Below are 21504 nucleotides of genomic sequence, written 5' to 3' on the forward strand. Positions count from 1 at the left end.
TGCTGGCTCAACGGGATGAGCCTGACTAAAGCTAATACCTGCTTGCCTGCTCTTATACAATCAGGTTCAAACTACCTTTAAAGATTGAGCTTATTTAATGAAGGCATTTGGGTCAATAATCAGCGCAACTTGACCATCCCCTAGGATTGTTGCACCAGCGATCCCCTGAATGGCCGGAAGATATTTGCCCAGATTCTTAATGACAATCTCGCTCTGGCCGATGAAATCCTCAACAGTGACAGCAGCGACACGATCGCCCTTGCGGACAACGACAATCTCGGATTCTTCCTCCGCATTCTCATCATAACCCGGTACTTCGAAAAGGTTAGCAAGCGATAACAGGGGAATATGCGCATCTCTGTATGGAATCATCGTATAGCCATGAACCTGACGAATTTGATTACGCTGAATGAGCCCGGTCTCGACAATCGATGATAACGGAATCGCATATTTCTCTGACCCTACCTTAATCAGCATCGCAGAGATAATGGATAGCGTTAATGGAAGCTGGACGGAGAATTTTGTCCCCTTACCGAGCTTGGACTCTACCGATACTACGCCGCTAAGCGATTCTATCTTCGTCTTGACGACATCAAGTCCGACGCCACGACCTGAAATATCGGAGATGACCTCTGCGGTACTGAAGCCAGGTGCGAACAATAGCATAAAGACTTCTTCATCCTTCATCGCTGCGCCTTCGCTCTCGGTGACAATTCCTTTGGATATCGCTTTGGCTAAAATTTTGCTCCGGTCAATACCATGTCCATCATCCTCGATCTCAATAAAGACATGATTTCCGCTATGGAAGGCCCGTAAATTCACTGTTCCGGTCTCAGGCTTGCCAGCAGCAATTCGTTCCGCAGTCTGCTCTACGCCATGGTCGACCGCATTGCGAAGCAAGTGCACGAGTGGATCGCCGATCTCATCAATCACCGTACGATCAAGCTCAGTCTCAGCACCGGTAATAATCAAATCTATCTTCTTATCCAAAGATTTCGCGAGGTCTCGCACCATGCGCGGGAAGCGATTGAACACTGTATCGATCTGTACCATTCTCAGCTTCAGCACGATATTCTGCAGATCGCTGCCAACCCGGCTCATATGCTCAACCGTCTCTGTTAATTCTGATCGTTTGACTTCACTGGCCAGTTGCTCGAGACGAGAACGGTCAATGAGCCATTCGCTTAGCAGGTTCATCAATACATCCAGTCGGTCGATATCAACCCGAATGGTCCTTGAAGGCGCCGCTGAATGATGGGTTGCCGTCCTTTTCGGTTCCGCCTTCGCCGAAGCTGGAGCCTTTTCAGCGCCTGCACTTGGCGCCTTGTCCTCAGCGTTAGCCTCTTGAACAGGTTCAGCTACCGCTGCGGCCGCCGCTTCTTGTATCCCGGTAGAGATCTGATTAAGTGTCTCATGATCGAGCTGCATCACTTCGGCAGATTCGATCTCCGAGAGATTCATAATCATACTCTGTAATTCTTGGGCTTCTTTTTGAGTTATGTAATAGAGAGAGAAACTACGATCGAACTTCTCTTGCTCAATGTCCTGAACCGAAGGGCTTGACTTAACAATGTCTCCGTAACGTTCTAGCAGGTCAAACACCATATATGCTCTCGCTGCCTTGAGCTGGCTGTCTTCACGGATGGCCACATTAATGTACAGAACACTATGGCCTTCGGTGATCGATTGTTCTAAAACAGAATATTGATATTGATCCAAGCTGATCTCGGCACCAGCGGAAGCTTGACTTGTAGTTGACGCTGCAGCAGCAGGAGCTTCGTTCGATGTGAAATCCCCGCGTACGATTGCCTGGAGCGAAGATACGATCGAGCTGACGTCAGCTTTGCCTTCCCCACCTTGGGTAATATCCTGTACCATCGCTTGTAAAGCATCCAAACCTTGGAACAACGTGTCAAAAATATAGTCCTGCATCTTTAGCTTCTCGTTGCGCACCAGATCCAGTACATTCTCCATCTGGTGCGTTAAAGATGACAGGTCCTCAAATCCCATCGTTGCGGCCATTCCTTTCAGCGTATGGGCTGATCTAAAAATGACCTGCACGATCCCGATATCATCGGGGCTTTGCTCTAGCTCCAACATATTTTCGTTTAATGCTTGCAAATGATCATTCGACTCATCGATAAACATGGATAAATATTGGTTCATGTCCATGGTGAGGCACCTCCTTCGAGAGATTCCGTTATTTCACAATCTGTACAAGCTTCGGGCCAATTTGCTCTAACGGCAATATCTGGCTAACACATCCCATCTCAATCGCTGAACGCGGCATCCCGAATACGACGCAGGACTCTTCGCTCTCGGCAATCGTCGATGTTACTCCAGCATCATAGAGACGCTTCATCGACCTTGCTCCGTCGCTTCCCATGCCAGTAAGCAGTACGATATGCTTCTTCAGCCCTTGCAACGGCAGTAGAGATTCAAACATCACATCTACCGACGGCCGATGTCCATTGCAGGCTTCTAAACCGGACAGAGTTGCTTGATAAGATCCGCCAGCACTAGCAGCCACTTTCAAATGCAGTCCGCCAGGGGCAACATATGCGCTGCCAGGGAGCAGTTCCATTCCTTCCTCCGCCTCTACAACATTCAGGGCGCTCAGGCTGTTCAAGCGCTGGGCCAAGGATTTCGTAAAATTAGGAGGCATATGCTGCACGATAACGATCGGAGCCGGAAAATCGGCTGGCAGTTTCTCCAGCACAGCCTTTAACGCTTTGGGACCGCCGGTTGAAGTACCGATAGCGACGAGATCGGTGAACCCGGTTCTTGACCGACTCCGCGGACGGCCTTGATCTTCCTTGGCCTGTTCTTGAACCGGCTGCTTTTTCGCCTTCGTCTCTTTGACCTTCTTTACCGGATCCGGCTTTACTACAGTCTCCTTCACAGCAGCCACAGGAGCGGTCGGCAGCGACGGCTGCTTCACCGTCTTCGGCCCCTCCGTAGTCACCCCACTGCCCTTCGCGACACCTTGGGGCTTCTCCTGTTTTTTCAATCCTCCTGCTATCAATGGTCTATCAGTGCGTTGACTGGCCGTAGGTTCAGCATCTCGCTTCGGCGGCTTAGTTGCACCTGGCTTGCCAGTTGTCTGCTGATCCAGATCGATTTTTCGCTTCCGGCTCGCCGGAATAACTGGCAGTTCTGGCATTGGAGTCAGCGCTTCCTGAAGCTTCGCTTCAAGTGCCGCCTGTCGCATCTCTCTTCTCTCCTTGGCCAGCATCGCCGCTTTCATCTGCTCTCTGAGCTCACGCCCAACTTGCTCGATATCGTAAGAGCTTGTTGACGCCAGCGGTTTGCGGATGAAATCAAACGCACCTAGCTCCAGCGCCATGATCGTCTCTCTCATGCCCTCTTCATTTATGCCGGAGAGCATGATGACAGGCAAGGGATAATCCTTCATAATCACTTTCAATGACTCCAACCCGTTCATTTCCGGCATTTCTACATCCATCGTAACTAAGTCAGGTTTCAGCTCCGCTACTTTGTCGATCGCTTCTCGTCCATTAATAGCCGTACCCACGACCTGAAATGCCGAGTCCAGCTCAATCAAATCGGATATAATCTTGCGCATGAATCCCGAATCGTCAACCACCATTACCCGATAAGACATTTCTCGCATCCCGCATCCACCTTTAGCTTCTTTTTCAGAATCACTTATCACGTCTTAACCACCTATGCATAAATCCTTTGATTCCTGATAAAGTATCATCCGGTTTATTCTGTGGAACATTCAAGTAAGTCATCGCGAGGCGCTGAATATCGCGCGCTGCTGCACTAGCGGGAAAAGCCGTAATAAATGGAGTCTGCCCTTTCACTGCCTGCATGACATGGGTGTCATCCCTCAAATAACCGAGCATCGGAATCTCTAACTCAAGAAAGCGGCGCGAGACGAGTGAGATTTTATCAGCGACCTGTCGTGCTTCACTCTCACCGTTCACACGGTTTACTACGAGCCGAAAATTGACCTGATCGTCTAACCCATGCACGACTTTGATCAACGCATAGGCATCCGTAATCGAAGTTGGCTCCGGAGTAGTTACAACCAGACATTCATCCGCAGCGGTAATAAACTTTAATGTCTCCTTGGAAAGCCCGGCACCTGTATCAAAAATAATAAAATCCATCTCTTCAGCCACAATCTCAATCTGGGATGTGAAATAATTCAGATCTGCTTCCGATAATAGAAATAGGTCCGCTAGGCCTGAACCTCCTGCGATAAAGGGCAGCCCCAGCGTTCCCAGCTCAACAATCTCCGACATCCTTCTCTCGCCTCTTAATAGATGATAGAGATTATATTTCGGCCTAGCGCCCATAAGCACATCTATGTTAGCCATACCGATGTCTGCATCGAACACTAGCACTTTCCTGCCTAATGATTTGAGGGCGAGTGCAAAATTAAGCGTGAAATTGGACTTGCCTACACCACCCTTCCCGCTACTGACCGTCAGTACGCGGGCTGTTCGCTGCTTGCTGGAACCCTCTGCAAGCCCCCTATAAGAAGAGACTAGCTGTCTTAACGCCTGGGCTTGATCGCTCATGCTCTGCCCGCTCCCATGACGAGATCAATCATGAATTTCGAATCCGCAACCAGCAGATCATCAGGGACATTCTGACCATTCGTAATGTAAGACATAGACACGGGGTAATCCTGCAGTAAATTAAACATCGGCCCTACACTCTCTGTCTCATCCAACTTCGTGAATATGACCTTCTTCAACCCATATCTGCTAAAATGCTCGGTAATTCTCTCCATATCCTGCGTCTTGGAAGTTAAGCTAAGGACCAAGTAGGTCTCGCTATTCTCGGTAGAGTTAAGCAGACTATGCAATTCTGCTACATGAATCTCATTCAAATAGTTGCGTCCAGCCGTATCCATTAGGATAATATCACATTGCTCAAGTCGCTGAACCGCCCTCTGCACATCGCCTGGCGACTGCACGACCTCGATCGGCACGTTAAGGATCGAAGCATAAGTCCTGAGCTGTTCGACCGCAGAAATGCGGTACGTATCGGCGGTGATGAAGCCCACTTTCTTACGGGCCCGGAAGATCTGATCCGCCGCTAACTTAGCGATCGTAGTAGTCTTGCCGACCCCGGTCGGCCCGGCGATATAGACGATACGTGTATTCTCGCCAATCCCACCGTCTATGCGTCCTTCCAATGAACCCGACACACAGCGTTGGATTTCCTCCAATAATTCGACTTCAGACATCGACTCCTTAGTGTCAAGCCATTTATCATACACCTTATCCACCCAGGCTTCGACCAGCTGTGGCGAGAATTCCTTACGTAACAGCAGTTCCTGAAACGCGCTTAACGGCTCTGGTAACTCGCGGCTATCCTTCTGCTGCTTGGCCAATTGTTCCAGCCAGGTTTTCATTTCGCGAATTTCTTCCAGCAGACGTTCCTCTCTAGGGCTATTAGGCGTGTATAATCCGGTTGAGGCCGAAGGAGGGCGTTGCTCCTCCGTCAGCCTCGGTTCGGATGTCCTGACCTGGGTAATCTCGTTCTCTGCCCTTCGTGCGGATGACGCACTCGCTTCATGAAGGACATCAAACGCTTTGCTCAGAACAGGATTATCCACTTCCGCCGGCAGCTTCGGGCGTTGTGATACACTCACCCCGGAGGCCGGCATTGATTCACTGGATTTCATATAAACATCCGACGCAAAAGATTTAGTCATTGGTCTTACTGGGGCAGAGGATGGGCGGCTAACTCCTTTTCTAGATGCTCCAGCATCGCCGCCCTCCGAAGCCGCTACAACTTCTATTTTCTTCTTCCGGAACATCCCCATAAAACCGCCGATTTTCATCTCTTTCGTACTTAATATTACAGCGTCAACCCCAAGCTCATCTCGTATTTTCTGCATTGCATCAGGCATTGTATCGACGACATACCGTTTTACTCTCATAAGTTCACCACTCCGACGCTTTGAATTTCAACATTCGGTTCCAGTTCACTATAGGACAATACCGGTATATCCTGCATACTCCGCTCAATGATCTGCCGTAAATACATGCGGATCGTTGGCGACGTTAGCACGATTGGCTGTTGGCCGGATTGAATCAGACGGTTAACCTGCTCAGACAGCTTCTGGAAGAGCGTCTGACTGGAGGTGGGATCCATAGCGAGATAGCTTCCATGCTCGCTTTGCTGTACGCTCTCGGCAATCTTCTTTTCCAGCGAAGGTCCTACCGTAATGACGCGCATCGTCTCTCCCTGCTGTGAATATTGCTGAGTAATCTGCCGTGAGAGAGCCTGTCTGACATATTCAGTCAGAATTTCGGGATCCTTCGTATAGGTTCCGTAATCAGCCAAAGTTTCGAATATCGTTACCAAATCGCGGATCGATATTTTCTCTCTGAGCAGCTTAGCCAGCACCTTCTGAACATCGCCAATCGATAGCACCGACGGGATCAATTCGTCGACAAGAACTGCATAATTCTCTTTCAGGTTGTCGATTAGAGCCTTCGTCTCCTGACGTCCCAGCAATTCATGGGCATGGCTCTTGATTAACTCCGTCAGATGCGTAGCAACAACCGAAGGTGGATCCACTACAGTATAGCCGGCTAGCTCAGCACGATCCTTGGTCGCCTCATTAATCCATAGTGCTGGCAACCCAAAAGCTGGTTCCTTCGTCTCAATGCCTGTAATGGAATCATCATCCATCCCCGGGCTCATTGCCAAATAGTGATTAAGTAATAATTCACCACTGCCAACGACATTTCCTTTAATTTTGATGACATATTCATTCGGTTTTAGTTGAATATTGTCGCGAATTCGAATCACCGGAACGATTAAGCCCATCTCAAGTGCGCATTGCCGCCGGATCATAATGATTCGGTCAAGCAAATCACCACCCTGAGCTGTATCCGCAAGTGGGATGAGCCCGTAACCGAATTCGAACTCGATAGCATCGACCTGAAGCAAGTTGATAACGCTCTCTGGGCTGCGCACTTCTTCGATTTGCTGTTCCTCCTCCTGCTGCTCCTGCTCGATCTGCTTCTTATTCATGTTCTTCTGCATTCGCCTTGCCGCGAACAGCAGAAGAGCCGCAAACGGAAGCGTAGTCCATGGACCAATCGGCGTAAACAGGCCAAGCACTGTAATGGTGCCTGCTACGATGTAGATCAGCTTCGGATATGTAAACAACTGACTCGTAATATCTTCGGCAAGATTTCCTTCCGAAGAAGCACGGGTAACGATCAAGCCTGACGCCGTTGAGATAAGCAGCGCCGGAATCTGACTGACAAGTCCGTCCCCGATGGTTAGCAATGAATAGGTCCCTAATGATGATTGGAAATCCATCTTGTGGATCGTCATCCCGATAATAAATCCACCGATCAAATTGATCAGCAAGATAATGATACTTGCGATTGCATCACCTTTGACAAACTTACTGGCACCATCCATCGCTCCGTAGAAGTCGGCCTCGCGCTCAATCTTTCTACGGCGCTCACGGGCCTGTTGCTCGTTAATCAACCCGGCGTTAAGGTCGGCATCGATACTCATTTGCTTCCCGGGCATTGCATCCAAGGTGAAACGTGCAGCGACTTCCGCAACCCGTTCCGAACCTTTGGTAATAACGATAAACTGTACAACCACCAGAATCAGGAAGACGACAAAACCGACAACCGGTTCCCCTTGAGCCACCCAAGAGCCAAATGTAGCAACCACATGGCCGGCTTTGGCCTGCCCCAGAATCAGCTTGGTAGTCGATACGTTAAGCGCAAGCCGAAACAGAGTTGTTATGAGCAGCATGGCCGGGAAGATTGAAAACTGTAGAGCCTCCCGTGTATTCATCGCCACAAGCAAAATCGTAAGCGAGAGCGATATATTAATGATGAGAAGAATGTCCAGTAGCCATGTCGGGATGGGAACGATCATCAATAGAACGATACCGATTATCCCTACTAATATGAACAGATCTTTGAACTTCTTCACCGGTCTTCCTCCGATCCGAGAGCTTATTTCACTTTGCCTTGTAATCTATATACATATGCCAGCACTTCGGCTACGGCTTGGAACAGATCCGCAGGTATCGAATCGCCGATTTCAGTTCTCTGGAAAAGGGCGCGTGCTAACGGCTTATTTTCCATTGTGATTACGCCATGCTCCTTGGCGATCTCCTTGATACGCAGAGCCACATAATCTTGACCTTTAGCTATCACTTTCGGTGCATCCATCTGCGTGCCATCATACTTGAGAGCTACAGCAAAGTGCGTCGGGTTCGTAATAATTACGTCCGCCTTTGGTACCTCCTGCATCATCCGCTGCAGGGCCATCCGTCTTTGCCGCTCACGGATTTTACCTTTAACGAGCGGATCACCCTCCATTTTCTTATACTCGTCCTTAATGTCCTGCTTGGACATCTTCAAGCTCTTGTCATGCTCGTATTTCTGATAAATATAATCCAGGACTGCAAGCACAAACAGCGCCGCAGCAATCTTCAAACCGAGATTCATCGTCAATTGAGCCGTAAAATGAAAAGCCTCCTGTACCGGAACATAGCCAAGCGATGCAATCTGGTCTCTAGCACCCCAAATCGTCGAATATACGAGAAAACCGATAATAATAAGCTTCAATATCGACTTCAGAAACTGAACGAGCGAGCGCATCGAGAAAATATTTTTGAAACCTTTGATCGGATCGATCTTGCTGAACTTCATCTTCAGCGGGTCACCGGTCAATAGAAAACCAACCTGTGCATAGTTGACAATAATCGCCATCACTATGGCAACGAGGAAAACCGGCGCCAGCGTGAGCAGAATCTGAATGGCATAATCACCGAACATGACCATCACATTTTCACTCGTCACATTCATTTGCAAACGGTGATAGTATACATCAGAGAACATGAAGACAACTCGTTCCTTGATATATCCGCCGAAGATGAGCAAGCTCAGAAATGAAGAGAGTAGGATCGCTGCTCCAGACAGATCCTGACTTTTTGCAACCTGCCCTTTCTTTCTTGCATCCTGCTTCTTCTTCGGAGTCGCTTTCTCCGTCTTCTCACCAGAGAACAACTGCAAATCCAGCTTTATCCGATATGCCACCTTCGATTCTCCTCCTTACTTCGGCGCCTCTCCGATGGTAGCAAACAAATTGTGCAGCGCCCGGAACATCACTTCAAACAAATGCTCAAACGCATAGATGAAGCTCGGAATCAGGAGAAGCAGCATCGCCAGGCCTACCAAGATCTTAAGCGGGATGCCGATTACAAACACATTGAATTGGGGCGCCGTTCGGGCCAGAAACCCCAGGGCTACATCTGTCACGAACAGAGCAACCACGAGCGGTGCAGCCATCTGAAAAGCGAGCATGAATGCCTGACTGAACGTAGTAATCAAAAATTCAGACAGATTCCCATTGTAAATTCTTTGAAACACTTCGTTAGATAGCGGAATCCAATTGTAACTGCGAATTACCGCATCAAGCAAATAGTGATGGCCGTTCATACTAAAGAAGATCAGCGTGGCAAATACATACTTCAAGTTGCCAATTACCGGTACACTTGAGCCCGTAACCGGGTCAAGCACGTTAACGATTCCAAAGCCAATCTGTATATCAATAAAAGAACCAGCCATCTGAATGACCGTGAACAGCAAAGTCGCCACATAACCCATTAAGAGCCCGATCAGGATCTCCCGAATCACAACCAGTAAATAGCTAAGATCGCTGGGCACCGCCTGATTCGTTCCTTGTATTAGTAAAATGAAGACGGCTATGATCGCTGACAATCCAATCTTGTAACTGTTTGGGACACTCCGTGATGAAAATATCGGTGAAACTACAAAAAAAGCTGTCATTCGACAAAAAATCAGCATGTAAACAGAAGCACTCTGCAAAATAATATCCATTATCGTACCGGCCTAACTGATATAGTTGGCAAGATTATTCAAAATTCCATAGGTGAAATCAACGAGTGTTGACAGAATCCATGGACCGAAAATTAACAAGCTAATTAATACGGCAACGATTTTTGGAATAAAGGCCAGCGTCTGCTCCTGAATCTGCGTCGTCGCCTGAAATATACTGACGATAAGCCCGACTGTTAGACCTATCAGAAGCATCGGCGCGCTTACCTTCAGAACGGTATAAACGGCTTGTCCGGCCAAACCGATAATAAATTCCGAACTCATGAACCGTCTTCCCCCCTCTTAACTCGCGAATCAGGCGGGGGAATCCCCCGCATCCACTGCCATAAGCTTAATCATAGATGTAACATTGCTATGTAACAAAACTGCTAAGCAGCGATTTGATGACCAAATACCAACCGTCAACAAGCACGAACAGCAATATCTTAAACGGCAGCGAGATCATGACCGGAGGAAGCATCATCATCCCCATCCCCATGAGGACGCTGGCTACTACGATATCGATGATCAGGAATGGAATGTAAATCAGGAATCCCATCTGGAACGCCGTCTTCAACTCGCTGATTGCGAACGCCGGTACCATTACACTAATCGGAATATCCTCATATTTCTCCGGCTTGGCCGTCTTCGTATAGCTCATGAACAATTGCAGATCCTTCGGCCTAGTATGCGAGTACATAAATTTCTTCATCGGTACTGCTGCTTTGTTCAGCGCCTCAGTCTGAGAGATTTCCCCTTTGATATAGGGCTGTAGAGCTACCTCATTTACAGTAGACAAGGTAGGACTCATGACAAACAGCGTTAAAAAAAGCGCAAGCCCGACCAGCACCTGGTTAGGGGGCATCTGCTGCGTTCCGAGCGAGTTTCGAACGAAGCCGAGCACGATCACAATTCTCGTAAAACTGGTCATCAGTACTAGAATCGCAGGAGCGATACTTATGACTGTAATAAGCAGTATAAGAGATAGAGAGCTTGTACCCGGTCCGCCATCAGAATTGCCGATTTGAATATTCACATCTGGTATCGGATCGGTCGGAGCTGCGGAAGCCACGGTCACAGCAAAGACACTCAAGAGCATCAGAGCCAAACTTATAATAATAACTTTGTTCTTCATGAATCCCTCAACCGATCTGTAGATTGTTGCTGCTGATCCTTCAGCAGCTCCTGCATTTGCCGCTTGCGATTCGGCATCTTCTGCAGTTGAGCATGGAACATTTCGTGAAAAGCTGATTCATCCAGCTCTTCTTCTTGTACCTTATTCCCTTTGCGGAAGCGGGAGACGAGCCCAGAAAAGACGGTAGTCAGTCCGGCAAACTCGGCCCCCTCTTCTTCAAACGCCTGCTGCAAAAGAATGACTTCTTCGGGGTCGGAAATTTTATCGACCATAGAGATGTCCTCACCTACACCAACCAGATAAATACTACTGCCGATCTCAATGACCTGCAGAGATTTATTCGGCCCAAGACCGATAGCTCCCAGTGTACGGATCGATCGACTTTGCGACAAAAAGCGGTTCTTTTTGCCTAGAAAACGGATTAATACAACAATTAGCACTATGATAATGGCCAGAACAACGATAACCATAACCAGATTTCCCCAGATATTAAAGTCACCGCTTGGCAACTGGGAATCCGTCTGCGTCGAAGGCATGACGGCGACCTATATTCCCAAAGTTTTGTTGATCGCTTCGATTACCCGATCAGATTGGAATGGCTTAACGATGAAATCCTTGGCTCCAGCTTGGATCGCATCGATAACCATCGCCTGCTGTCCCATCGCTGAGCACATGATTACTTTCGCATTCGAATCAATTTTCTTGATTTCCTTCAATGCTGCAATCCCGTCCATCTCAGGCATTGTAATATCCATGGTGACCAGATCGGGGTGCAATTCCTTATATTTTTCGATAGCCTGTGCCCCATCCTGGGCTTCACCGACAACCTCGAACCCGTTCTTCGTTAAAATGTCACGGACCATCATTCTCATAAATGCTGCATCGTCTACGATTAGAATTCGGTTTGCCATTGCTTTAAAATCCTCCCTAAGCTCTACTATTGTAATTTTTGTATTCGATCCCATTGGCTAACGATATCTGTGACGCGAACGCCAAAGTTCTCATCAATGACCACGACTTCACCCTTAGCGATCAGCTTGTTGTTCACCAGAATGTCCACTGGCTCGCCGGCAAGCTTATCGAGTTCAATGATCGAGCCCTGCGACAATTCCAAGATATCCTTAATTTGCTTTTGGGTCCTTCCTAATTCTACGGTGACTTTAAGGGGAATGTCCATCAGTAAGTTTAAATTATTTTCATCTATATGACCTAAAGCTGGATTTCCAAAGTTAGCGAACTGTACCGGCTGAACGTTCAGATTGCGTCCCGGTACCGCTCCAAAGTGCTGCGGTTCAGCCATCGGCCGTTCCTGCGGCGGATAATAATATCCTTGCTGCTGGGGCATGGGCTGAGACGGCATGGATGGCGCAGTATATGTAGGAGCAGGTGGCTCATAGGCTGGCGGCTCATAAGCTGGTGCCGCCGTCGCTGCTGTAGCTGCGGTCTCCTGCTTAACCGGCTCTGTGACGGAACCATTAATCAAGCTTTCTACCATTTCCTTGGCGAATTTCACTGTCAGTAGCTGCATGATCGTGGAATCGATCAGGTCGCCAATGGTCAGTCGGAAAGATACTTTGATCAATATCTCATCTGATGGCAGATTGTTGATTCCTGTGCCATTCGTCATATTCAAAATATCGATTCCCGGCGGCGAAATGTTCACGAAGCGGTTGAAGATGGTCGACATGGAAGTAGCCGACGAACCCATCATCTGATTCATTGCTTCCTGAACAGCGCTGATATGAATTTCATTTAATTCTGCGTCATCCGGATTGCCGTCACCTCCGAGCATCAGATCAGCGATAACCTGAGCATCTCTGGTCTTGATGACCAGTGAATTCATTCCTTCAAACCCGTCAACATATTGGACATGAACAGCAACATGCGGTTTAGGGAACTCGGATTCAAATTGAGAGCGTGTAATAATCGATACCTTAGGGGTCGTAATGTCGACCTTCTTGCTTAACAATGTGGACAGCGCGGTCGCCGCACTTCCGAACGTAATGTTGCCGATTTCACCCAGCGCATCCTGCTCAAGCGGCGTCAAATAATCCGATACTGTTGGTTCAGTTGGTGTATCCTGATTAGCCTGCTTCAGGAGGGCGTCAATCTCTTCCTGGGATAAATAGTCTTTACTCGTCAAGCTCCTCAACTCCTTCGCTGACAATTTCATCAATTTGAACAGCTACCCGATCCTTGAGCGTACCCGGGCTGCCGATGTATTTCAATCTGTCTCCGACGCGAATAGCAAGTCCCTCTTGAACCGATTTGTTCAAGGAGATCACATCGCCTGCGGATAGTTCCAGGAACTCGCGCACTGTGATGTTCGATTCGCCCAACTCTGCGATGATCGGCAAATTAGCTTTGCTGACCCGATTGCGTAGCGCATCCATCTCCTCTGGTGCTCGCGACTTCTTCTGCGATACGAACCAGTGATGCACTGACAGCTTCGGCATAATCGGCTCGATAACCACATGTGGTATACATAAGTTAATCATTCCGGAGGTGTCGCCGATCTTTGTACTCAGCGAGATCAGTGCGATCGTCTCGTTAGGAGATACAATCTGCATAAACTGCGGATTCGTCTCGAGTCCCTCCATTCGAGGCTGGATATCGATCACGGTCTTCCAAGCCTCCTGCAGGCTGTCAAACGCGCGGCTGAATATCTTCTCCATGATGATCGTCTCGATCTCTGTCAATGAACCGATCTTGGAAGGAGCAATCCCCATCCCGCCAAGCAATCTGTCCAGCATAGCAAAAGCAACGTTAGGGTGAACCTCAAGCACCATACGGCCTTCCAGCGGTTCCGCTTCAAAGATGTTAAGGATCGTCATCTTCGGTATTGAGCGGATGAACTCGTCATAAGGAAGCTGTTCCACCTGTACCACATTAATCTGCACAAAAGTGCGAAGCTGCGCCGAAAAATAGGTGGTAAGATAGCGGGCAAAATTCTCATGAATTCGAGTCAAGCTGCGGATATGATCCTTCGAGAACCGAACGGCCCGTTTAAAATCATAGGATCTGATTTTCTTCTGTGTTTCTTCCTTCTTCAATTCCTCGGCATCCATTTCGCCCGAAGATAGAGCCGCAAGTAAAGCATCAATCTCATTTTGCGATAATACATCTACCAAACCTCTCACCCCCTCCAAAGAAAAGTAATTCTATCAATATCAACTAGTAGTAGAGGTTCTGTCTGTACTAGTAGATCGGCTGCATAATAAAGTTTGTGATATCGATCTGAATCAATTTTCCTTCCGGCAATGACTTGTTGATTAAGTTCAACAATTTGGAGCTCAGATTGTCCTTTCCCTTCGCTCCAGTCAATTCCTCCGGCTTGGTATCGGCCAAAGTCTTGATGATGATCGGTTTAATTTTAAAATCCTTGATCTTGTCGAAAGCTTCCTTCGTTGTAGCACTATCCATCTGGAATGCAAAGTCCATTCCAACAACGTAGCCTGCATCCGACAGGTTCGTCTTGATTCCTTCGATTGTGGAAGTGACCAGTACGATCTCATCCGCAGATAGAGACTTAGGTACTGCTACATTACCGACTGCATTCTTCACTTCACTGCCCCGGTCGGGATTCGTAATTTGATTCGTAAGCAGGAAGGCGGCCAGTACAATTAGTGTAATTGCTAGCAAAATAGTAATTAACCAAGGCGCCATTTTCTTCATGACAATTCCTCCGTCTGTTGCACTTTAATGGATGCTGCGTGGATGCCGATTTCACTGTAGTAATCCTTGACCATCGCAATGACCTCGGCCGCCTTCTCCAGCACTATAATACGTTTACCAGTAACCAAGGTTACGTATGTATCGGGTGTTTCCTCGACGGTCTCGATCATCAGGGCATTAAGCCACATTTGCGAGCCGTTCAAGCGTGTGACAGAAATCATTATTAACCTCCCGTCTTAACCGTAAGTCGTTCATTCTCCCTGTATAACCTGCAGTTCCATCCGGTAAGTCGGGGAAGGGATCTCCCTCCCCCGTTATGCTAGGCTTAGCGTTTCAGGTTAACAACTTCTTGCAATACTTCGTCGGAAGTCGTAATAATTCGGGAGTTCGCCTGGAATCCACGCTGCGCGACAATCATCTCTGTGAATTCACCCGTCAAATCGACATTGGACATTTCCAACTGACCAGCGATAATTGAACCTGTACCCAACTCAGCGTTATTTGCTGTTGTCGGCTCTAGCTCTCCATCGGCAATGGCGTTCAGTGTAACTCGATACAGATTGCCACCAATCTTCTCGAGTCCTTCCGGGTTCGTGACCTTGGCTACACCGATTTGAGCACCTGGCTCAGTCTCTCCCGTATTCATCTTCTGTACGATCGTTCCGTCAGCAGCAATCGAGAACGCTGTTACATCCTCGCCAATTGGTTCAAGTACCTCGCCGCCGGCATCACATACAAGCAATCCATCAGAAGTAACCAATTGGCGGGCTGCATCCAGATGGAAGTCCCCTGCTCTCGTCAGAAAAGGAACTTCCTGATCAGGAGACAATTTGACAAGGAAGAATCCATCCCCATCAATCCGCAGATCCAACGGATTATTAGTCGTCATGGCGCTTCCGCCTGTATGCATCGTATCGATCGAGCCGATGGATACGCCAAGGCCGATTTGCTTGGCATTCACGCCACCGCTTTCTCCTTCATTCGGTGCAGTGACTCCGGATACCGTCTGACTCATGATATCCTTGAACATTACGCGTCCAGATTTGAAACCAACTGTATTCACGTTGGCGATGTTGTTGCCGATTACGTCAAGTTTCGTCTGAAACCCGCGCATCCCGGACACGCCAGAGTACATCGATCTTAACATTGATATATTCCTCCCGTTACTGATAGTTGTTAGAGCCGCTTCAGTCGATCTGCGGCCTCTGCTTGGCTCTCCGAATCCGGGCCAGCCAATTAAGAAATGATCACTGCACTATCTATCTGAGTGAACACATTATCCTGCATACTGTTCTTGTCCATCGCGGTAACAACGGTTCGGTTCTGAACATTAACGATCAGCGCCATGTCCTTCATTAGAATTAATGAATCCTTGGCTCCCTTGGCCGCTGCACGATCGATGGCCGAATTGATCTTGCTAATCTGATCAGGCTTCAACTCTATTCCCCGCTGCTCCAGACGCTTGACCGCATGGTTGCTCAACCGGAACAGCTCGTCCTGGAACAGTTCCTTGAAGGAATTCCCTTGAGGTTGAGCATTGCCACCGATATGGTTCTTAGGTTGCTGTAAAGCACCAGGATGAACGATGCCAGGATATAGATTGCCTACACGTACAGGCTCATTCATTCTGTCTCAGCCCCTTGTCCAGTGGACGGATCTTCCGGAGCGTTCTCAACAGGAGGTGGATTTTCCGTCGAAGGATTCTCCGCTTCTTGCGGGTTTTCCACTCTCTCAACCTTGGATATTTCAATCTCCTGATTGCCTACCTTAACATACATTTCACCGCCGCGGACAATAACTGCCTCCACGATGCCGCTAGCCTTCTCAGATATAACTGACGGTTTACCAGTTGCTATATCGTACTCTTTGGTAGTAGTGGATGTATTCCAGCTAACAACCTTCCCAATAAGTCCGGAAGTGTTGCCGAGCGACTGGCTCAACTTGCCGATCTGATCAGATATATTGATCAATTGTTCCACTGAAGTAAACTGCGCCAATTGAGCAATCGTATCCTTATTGTCCATCGGAGACAACGGGTCCTGATTCCCCATTTGCGTGATCAGCAATTTGAGGAAGGAGTCTTTGCCCAAGGAGTTATCGAGCTTGCTTGCTTTGGCCACATTCTCGGCTGAGTAATTCGGCCACATGACCTTTGACGTAACAACGTCTGCCATTTGCTTGCCTCCTCTCTTATGCTCTCGCTACGAAGGAACTGCCCATATTCAATTCTTTCGCTCGCACTTCGCTGATCCAGTTATTCCATTCTTCATTCAGATCATAGACTGACAGCAATTCTTCCTCAGAGACGGTCACATCACGCCGCTTGCTTTGCTGCTGCCCATTGCTTCCACTTCCAGGCTGCCGTCCATCATGATACATATGCGATGAGAGAGATGTATTCTGGGTGACCTCCAGCTTGCTTACCTGGAGTCCCTGGGCCTGCAATGCTGAGCGAAGCTGTGACATCTGTGCCTCCAATGACTCCTTGGCAAAAGCGTGCTCCGTGATAAACTGCGCTACCAGTTGGCCGTTCTGCATCTTAATTTGGACATCTACACTGCCAAGATGCTGAGGATTCAAGGAAATTCTCGCCTCAGACATACCCTGAGTCTTAATGATATCCAGCTTATTAATCAGAAACTGTCCAACCTCTTTGCCGAAGTTCTCCACAGGAACTGGTGGTGCTTTGACCGTGAGTTGGGCCGTACCCGCATCGCGAAGAGCAAGTTGGCCAGCAGTCACGACATGTCCTAATTGAAAGTTAGACAGGTCATCCGCCGTGTTAGATCCAGAACCCGACTTCTCGGCACCTTCAAGAACTCGGCCACTCGCTGTAATTGCCTCTGCTGCAGTTAAATCAACGGCACGTGCCAGATGAGCTGTAGGAATTGTCTCATCCACCTTCGCAACGTTACCTTGACCTGCATCTATACGTAGACTTCTGTCTGCAGCCAGATGAGGAATTACATTTTGCCCTCTATTCGAGACAGTAAATCGTGGGTGCTGAGCATCTGCGCCCTTCACTTCTCCAGATAATCCAGCTTCCGCCAGAATACTCTTCAGAGATCCGAGTAAATTCTCGAAGGATTGAACACCATTACTATTCAAACCCGCTGACCTGGATTCCAAATTCGCAGCAGCCAATTGAAGCAATGTATCATGGAGCGCAAATTTTATTGTCTCCATATGTTGTGCCAGTGCAGGCACCTTAGCTTCGATCGTAGACAACGTCTCTGTATCTCGAACAATATCGCTTGGCTGTAGCGTTTGCTGGGCCTGAATCATCCAGCTCTGCAGCGCAGACAATAGCGCAGGATTGTCAACCAGTGCTTCATCAAGCTGCTCAAGCTGCTGAAGCAGGCTATCCATCATGCTGTTCAGCGACTCAGCACCAGGATCAACCTCAGCTTCTCCGCCAGTTGCCTCGGATATAACGCCGAGCAGAGCATTGAGCTGGGTCAGAAGCTGCGTTTGCTGAGATTTACCGTCCCCTGTCATCATAGACAGCATAGCTTGGCTGAACGACTGTGCCGGGTCTACGGTAGCAGTTCCCTTACTGTTTCCGGTGGACATAATCGAGTTTGCTTGGGTTCCAGCAAGTAGATTGGTTACTGTTTGGCTCATATCTTTTTCACCTCCTTTCAAGAGTCCGCTTTTGATCACGAAGTAAATAACTGAAAGTTTATTCGACTTCGAATCTTGAATTCACCCGGGCCCTCCGGTGCTCACGTACCCACTACGTACGCTCCGCTCCTCACGCCCTAGCTTCATCCAACCTTCTCGGTGCTGAAAAGCGGACTTAAAGTGATCACGAAGTAAATAACTGAAAGTTTATTCGACTTCGAATCTTGAATTAGGCTTTTATTTTGCTACAAGCTGATTCAATATTTTGACCGATGCTTTCTCATCCTGGTCTGTCATCGCGGTCATAATCTTCGAGCGGGTCGAATCGTCGATTGCTCGTAGAATCTTAAGCGACTTCTCAGGGCTGATCTTATAGGTCTGTAGAATAAGCTTGGCAGCCGATTCCGTCGACATCGATGCAAATGTCGCGCTTAATTGAGCATCATCCAATCCTTTATTAGCAGCAGTGCTCCCGATCTCGGCTTCCTTCTTGAGCCTGGATTGCAAGGCAGCGATATTCAAATCTTCAGAAGGTTTGACATCCTTCAATTTGATCGAGATGTCAGCCGCTTTTTGCGGGTCCATCTTCTCCAGTATCGCTACCTTGCTATCGTTGCTCATGACGCTGAACATCTGCAGTGTCTCTTCCTCTGTCAGCTTGTCAAAAATCGCCGCTGCCTTACTTGGACTCATCTCCGCATAGATCTGCGACAGCTTCTTGACTTCCTTCAAGTAGTTCGCGTCTTGCTCTTCCTGGGCGGCTTTAGACGAAGCGTCACGCTCCGTATCCAGAGCATCTTGAAGCTTCTTCACCTGATCGGATTGCTCCTGAGCCTTAGAGTTCGCTTCCTGCAGTTGTGACTCTTGCTTGGCCAGTTGTTCCTTAAGCTGCTTGATTGTCGCCTCGGAACTCTTCTCCTGCAGCTTCGTCTCCTCTTTCTTCTTCGCTTCAGGTGAGCCATCGTCAGGAATCCAATTTTTTACGATTGGAATTTGCTTGCCGAAGTCAAACAAAGTATCCCGAAAATTCATATTGAACAATGCCATAAGCACCGTAAGCATAACAATAAGGAATATAATCGGTGTCACGAAGAATAAAAATCGTGTGAATCCTCCGCCTGATTCCTCCAATTGTTCGTCAAGCTCTACCTCATTTTTGGCCATTTATATCCCCTCCTTCGTAAACCCATGCCCGTTACTCCTATAGGTTGTTTAAAAAGTCCCCCTTTGATCACGAAGTAGCGCAGGTAGCTTAATCGGCATCGAATCTTGAATTCCCCCGGGCCTTCCGGTGCTCACGTACCCAAAACGTACGCTCTGCTCCTCTGTCCCTAGCTTCATCCAACCTTCTCGGTGCTGAAAGTCTGACTTTTTAAACATGCACTTCTATAAGAAGTAGTTTCTAGAACGCATATCATTAGCGGGCTTTCATGGCAAACCGGACCGTAGCCATCTCGTCCAGTTCGTGTTGTTCCCGAAGAAGCATCTCGTGCTGGAATTTTTGCTGCGCCTTTTCCTTCGCTTTAAGCCACACTTTCTCATCGAGCATTTTGCCGGTCAAATGCGTTTTTTTCTTATCAACATTGATTTCGGCACGCCTTACCTCACCGGTTTTTTGTGAAATGCACACTTCCAAGTAATCTGCATAGTACTGTAGTTCCTGCAGCTTAACTACCGAAGCCCTATTTTCCATTTCCGACTGAATCTCAGACAAAGTATTCGCGCGATCCAAGAAAAGCTGCTCCAAGGAACGCCGCTGAGCCTCCAGTTCACGGGCAGCAGCAGAGAGCATCCATTCAGCCTGAGTTCTCTCATTAGACTTCAAATCTACGACTTTTTGATAGACATAACGGAACCTCATCCTTGTACCTGTCACTCCCTAGTAAATTCGGAAATTAAACGCTCTTGCGCTTCTGACAATACGACCTTCTCATCCACCCTCTGCTTCGAAAAGGCCCAAATACTCTGAATATAGCTTAGCGCTTCATCAATCTCCGCATTGGATCCTTGCTGGTAGGCGCCGATATTAATCAAATCCTCAGAATCCTTGTACACTGCGAGCAATCGTTTGTAATTCTCGGCGGCATCGTTCTGTTCTCTGGACACAATGTCCTTCATGACACGACTGATGCTTGCCATGATGTCAATGGCCGGAAAATGTCCCCGATTAGCAATGCTACGGTTCAAGACAATATGTCCATCGAGAATCCCTCGTACCGCATCCGCTATCGGCTCATTCATATCGTCCCCATCAACCAGCACAGTGTAAAAAGCCGTAATCGAACCGACAGGTCCAGTTCCTGCTCGCTCCATAAGCTTAGGAAGTGCGGCGAACACCGACGGTGTATAACCGCGCATCGCTGGAGGTTCGCCGACGGCCAACCCGACTTCACGAAGTGCCATCGCGTAACGGGTGACGGAGTCCATCATGAGCATCACATTCAGCCCACGGTCGCGGAAATACTCCGCGATCGTCGTCGCGATCAGCGCCCCCTTCATCCGGATGAGTGCCGGCTGATCGGACGTTGCTACGACAACAACCGAACGCTCTAGTCCTTCCGGCCCGAGATCTCGTTCGATAAAATCTCTTACCTCGCGACCACGTTCTCCTATTAGAGCGATTACGTTAACATCCGCTGAAGTATTGCGGGCAATCATGCCCATCAACGTACTCTTCCCGACACCTGAACCAGCAAAGATACCTACCCGCTGGCCTTTGCCGATTGTAAGCAGTCCATCGATCGCTCTAACACCGATGCTAATGGGCTCTTCGACTCTAGGGCGATTCATCGGGTTGATTGGCCTCGCGAAGGTGGAATAATGACCTAGTCTAGAAGGCAATAGCGATTCATCAAGCGGCTGCCCCAGTCCATCCAACACCTTACCTAGCAGTTCAGAACCGACCTGCACCGTGAGCGGCTTCCCGGTCCCGACTACGTCACAGCCGGGTCCGATAGCTTGCAGCTCCCCGAGCGGCATCAACAGCACCTTGTTGTCGCGGAATCCAACAACTTCAGCCATAAGCGGCTGGGATGATTTATTCGGATATATGTAACAGACATCGCCGATGCTTGCGTCCGGACCCTCGGACTCAATCATCAGGCCGATGACTTGTGTGACTTTGCCATTAACACGCACAGGATCAAGTTGTCTCAGATGCTCGATATAACGCGATGAATTAATGGTTGTCATTTCTTC

At 48.4% G+C, this 21504-nt stretch carries 22 protein-coding genes; all 22 read right to left on the reverse strand.

From position 1 onward, the window contains the following. Window positions 1-90 precede the first annotated feature (90 nt). Window positions 91-2172 (reverse strand): chemotaxis protein CheW, encoded by a 2082-nt coding sequence (locus ABD014_RS13945; RefSeq protein ID WP_343861997.1) that lies wholly within the window; start codon window positions 2170-2172, stop codon window positions 91-93. 28 nt (window positions 2173-2200) lie between these two features. Continuing rightward, window positions 2201-3625: a protein-glutamate methylesterase/protein-glutamine glutaminase gene (locus ABD014_RS13950; RefSeq protein WP_343862136.1), complete on the reverse strand. Its 1425-nt coding sequence runs from the start codon at window positions 3623-3625 to the stop codon at window positions 2201-2203. A 40-nt stretch (window positions 3626-3665) separates the two neighbouring features. Continuing rightward, window positions 3666-4553 (reverse strand): MinD/ParA family protein, encoded by an 888-nt coding sequence (locus ABD014_RS13955; RefSeq protein WP_343861999.1) that lies wholly within the window; start codon window positions 4551-4553, stop codon window positions 3666-3668. Beyond that, window positions 4550-5926 (reverse strand): flagellar biosynthesis GTPase FlhF, encoded by a 1377-nt coding sequence (gene flhF / locus ABD014_RS13960; protein WP_343862001.1) that lies wholly within the window; start codon window positions 5924-5926, stop codon window positions 4550-4552. Before flhF ends, ABD014_RS13955 begins: the two co-directional genes overlap by 4 nt. Further along, on the reverse strand, window positions 5923-7959 hold the full coding sequence (gene flhA / locus ABD014_RS13965; RefSeq protein ID WP_127000384.1) for a flagellar biosynthesis protein FlhA: 2037 nt from the start codon (window positions 7957-7959) through the stop codon (window positions 5923-5925). The genes flhF and flhA overlap by 4 nt, the downstream gene beginning before the upstream one ends. Before the next feature lie 23 nt (window positions 7960-7982). After that, window positions 7983-9071 (reverse strand): flagellar biosynthesis protein FlhB, encoded by a 1089-nt coding sequence (flhB, locus tag ABD014_RS13970; RefSeq protein WP_343862005.1) that lies wholly within the window; start codon window positions 9069-9071, stop codon window positions 7983-7985. Window positions 9072-9086: 15 nt separating this feature from the next. Beyond that, window positions 9087-9875 (reverse strand): flagellar biosynthetic protein FliR, encoded by a 789-nt coding sequence (gene fliR / locus ABD014_RS13975; protein WP_343862007.1) that lies wholly within the window; start codon window positions 9873-9875, stop codon window positions 9087-9089. A 12-nt stretch (window positions 9876-9887) separates the two neighbouring features. Further along, window positions 9888-10157 carry a flagellar biosynthesis protein FliQ gene (gene fliQ / locus ABD014_RS13980; protein WP_127000390.1) on the reverse strand — a complete coding sequence of 90 codons (270 nt, stop codon included), beginning with the start codon at window positions 10155-10157 and terminating at the stop codon, window positions 9888-9890. 88 nt (window positions 10158-10245) lie between these two features. After that, the gene (fliP, locus tag ABD014_RS13985) at window positions 10246-11007 is read right to left on the reverse strand and encodes a flagellar type III secretion system pore protein FliP (protein ID WP_251407159.1); all 762 of its coding nucleotides are present in this window, start codon (window positions 11005-11007) and stop codon (window positions 10246-10248) included. Then, window positions 11004-11543 carry a flagellar biosynthetic protein FliO gene (locus tag ABD014_RS13990; RefSeq protein ID WP_343862011.1) on the reverse strand — a complete coding sequence of 180 codons (540 nt, stop codon included), beginning with the start codon at window positions 11541-11543 and terminating at the stop codon, window positions 11004-11006. The genes fliP and ABD014_RS13990 overlap by 4 nt, the downstream gene beginning before the upstream one ends. A gap of 9 nt (window positions 11544-11552) precedes the next feature. Beyond that, entirely contained in the window at window positions 11553-11918 is a 366-nt protein-coding gene (locus ABD014_RS13995; RefSeq protein WP_343862013.1) for a response regulator, read from the reverse strand. Between the two features lie 26 nt (window positions 11919-11944). After that, window positions 11945-13150 (reverse strand): flagellar motor switch phosphatase FliY, encoded by a 1206-nt coding sequence (fliY, locus tag ABD014_RS14000; RefSeq protein WP_343862015.1) that lies wholly within the window; start codon window positions 13148-13150, stop codon window positions 11945-11947. After that, on the reverse strand, window positions 13140-14138 hold the full coding sequence (gene fliM / locus ABD014_RS14005; protein WP_343862018.1) for a flagellar motor switch protein FliM: 999 nt from the start codon (window positions 14136-14138) through the stop codon (window positions 13140-13142). Before fliM ends, fliY begins: the two co-directional genes overlap by 11 nt. Before the next feature lie 67 nt (window positions 14139-14205). Further along, entirely contained in the window at window positions 14206-14682 is a 477-nt protein-coding gene (locus ABD014_RS14010; RefSeq protein WP_343862020.1) for a flagellar basal body-associated FliL family protein, read from the reverse strand. Then, a complete protein-coding gene (locus ABD014_RS14015) occupies window positions 14679-14903 on the reverse strand; it encodes a flagellar FlbD family protein (protein ID WP_127000402.1) in 225 nt (74 codons plus the stop codon). The genes ABD014_RS14010 and ABD014_RS14015 overlap by 4 nt, the downstream gene beginning before the upstream one ends. A 104-nt stretch (window positions 14904-15007) precedes the next feature. After that, window positions 15008-15829 carry a flagellar basal body rod protein FlgG gene (gene flgG, locus ABD014_RS14020; RefSeq protein ID WP_343862023.1) on the reverse strand — a complete coding sequence of 274 codons (822 nt, stop codon included), beginning with the start codon at window positions 15827-15829 and terminating at the stop codon, window positions 15008-15010. An 89-nt stretch (window positions 15830-15918) separates the two neighbouring features. After that, window positions 15919-16308 (reverse strand): TIGR02530 family flagellar biosynthesis protein, encoded by a 390-nt coding sequence (locus ABD014_RS14025; protein ID WP_343862025.1) that lies wholly within the window; start codon window positions 16306-16308, stop codon window positions 15919-15921. Then, window positions 16305-16856 (reverse strand): flagellar hook assembly protein FlgD, encoded by a 552-nt coding sequence (locus ABD014_RS14030; RefSeq protein ID WP_343862027.1) that lies wholly within the window; start codon window positions 16854-16856, stop codon window positions 16305-16307. Before ABD014_RS14030 ends, ABD014_RS14025 begins: the two co-directional genes overlap by 4 nt. A gap of 16 nt (window positions 16857-16872) precedes the next feature. After that, window positions 16873-18306, reverse strand: coding sequence for a flagellar hook-length control protein FliK (locus ABD014_RS14035; RefSeq protein WP_343862029.1), 1434 nt, complete (start codon window positions 18304-18306; stop codon window positions 16873-16875). Window positions 18307-18543: 237 nt separating this feature from the next. Continuing rightward, window positions 18544-19470, reverse strand: a complete 927-nt coding sequence (locus tag ABD014_RS14040; RefSeq protein WP_343862031.1) for a MotE family protein — start codon at window positions 19468-19470, stop codon at window positions 18544-18546. A 253-nt stretch (window positions 19471-19723) separates the two neighbouring features. Next, window positions 19724-20167 (reverse strand): flagellar export protein FliJ, encoded by a 444-nt coding sequence (fliJ, locus tag ABD014_RS14045; protein WP_343862033.1) that lies wholly within the window; start codon window positions 20165-20167, stop codon window positions 19724-19726. Window positions 20168-20178: 11 nt separating this feature from the next. Further along, window positions 20179-21498, reverse strand: a complete 1320-nt coding sequence (gene fliI / locus ABD014_RS14050; RefSeq protein ID WP_343862035.1) for a flagellar protein export ATPase FliI — start codon at window positions 21496-21498, stop codon at window positions 20179-20181. Window positions 21499-21504 lie beyond the last annotated feature (6 nt).

The sequence above is a fragment of the Paenibacillus motobuensis genome, from assembly GCF_039521865.1.
Taxonomy (GTDB): domain Bacteria; phylum Bacillota; class Bacilli; order Paenibacillales; family Paenibacillaceae; genus Fontibacillus; species Fontibacillus motobuensis.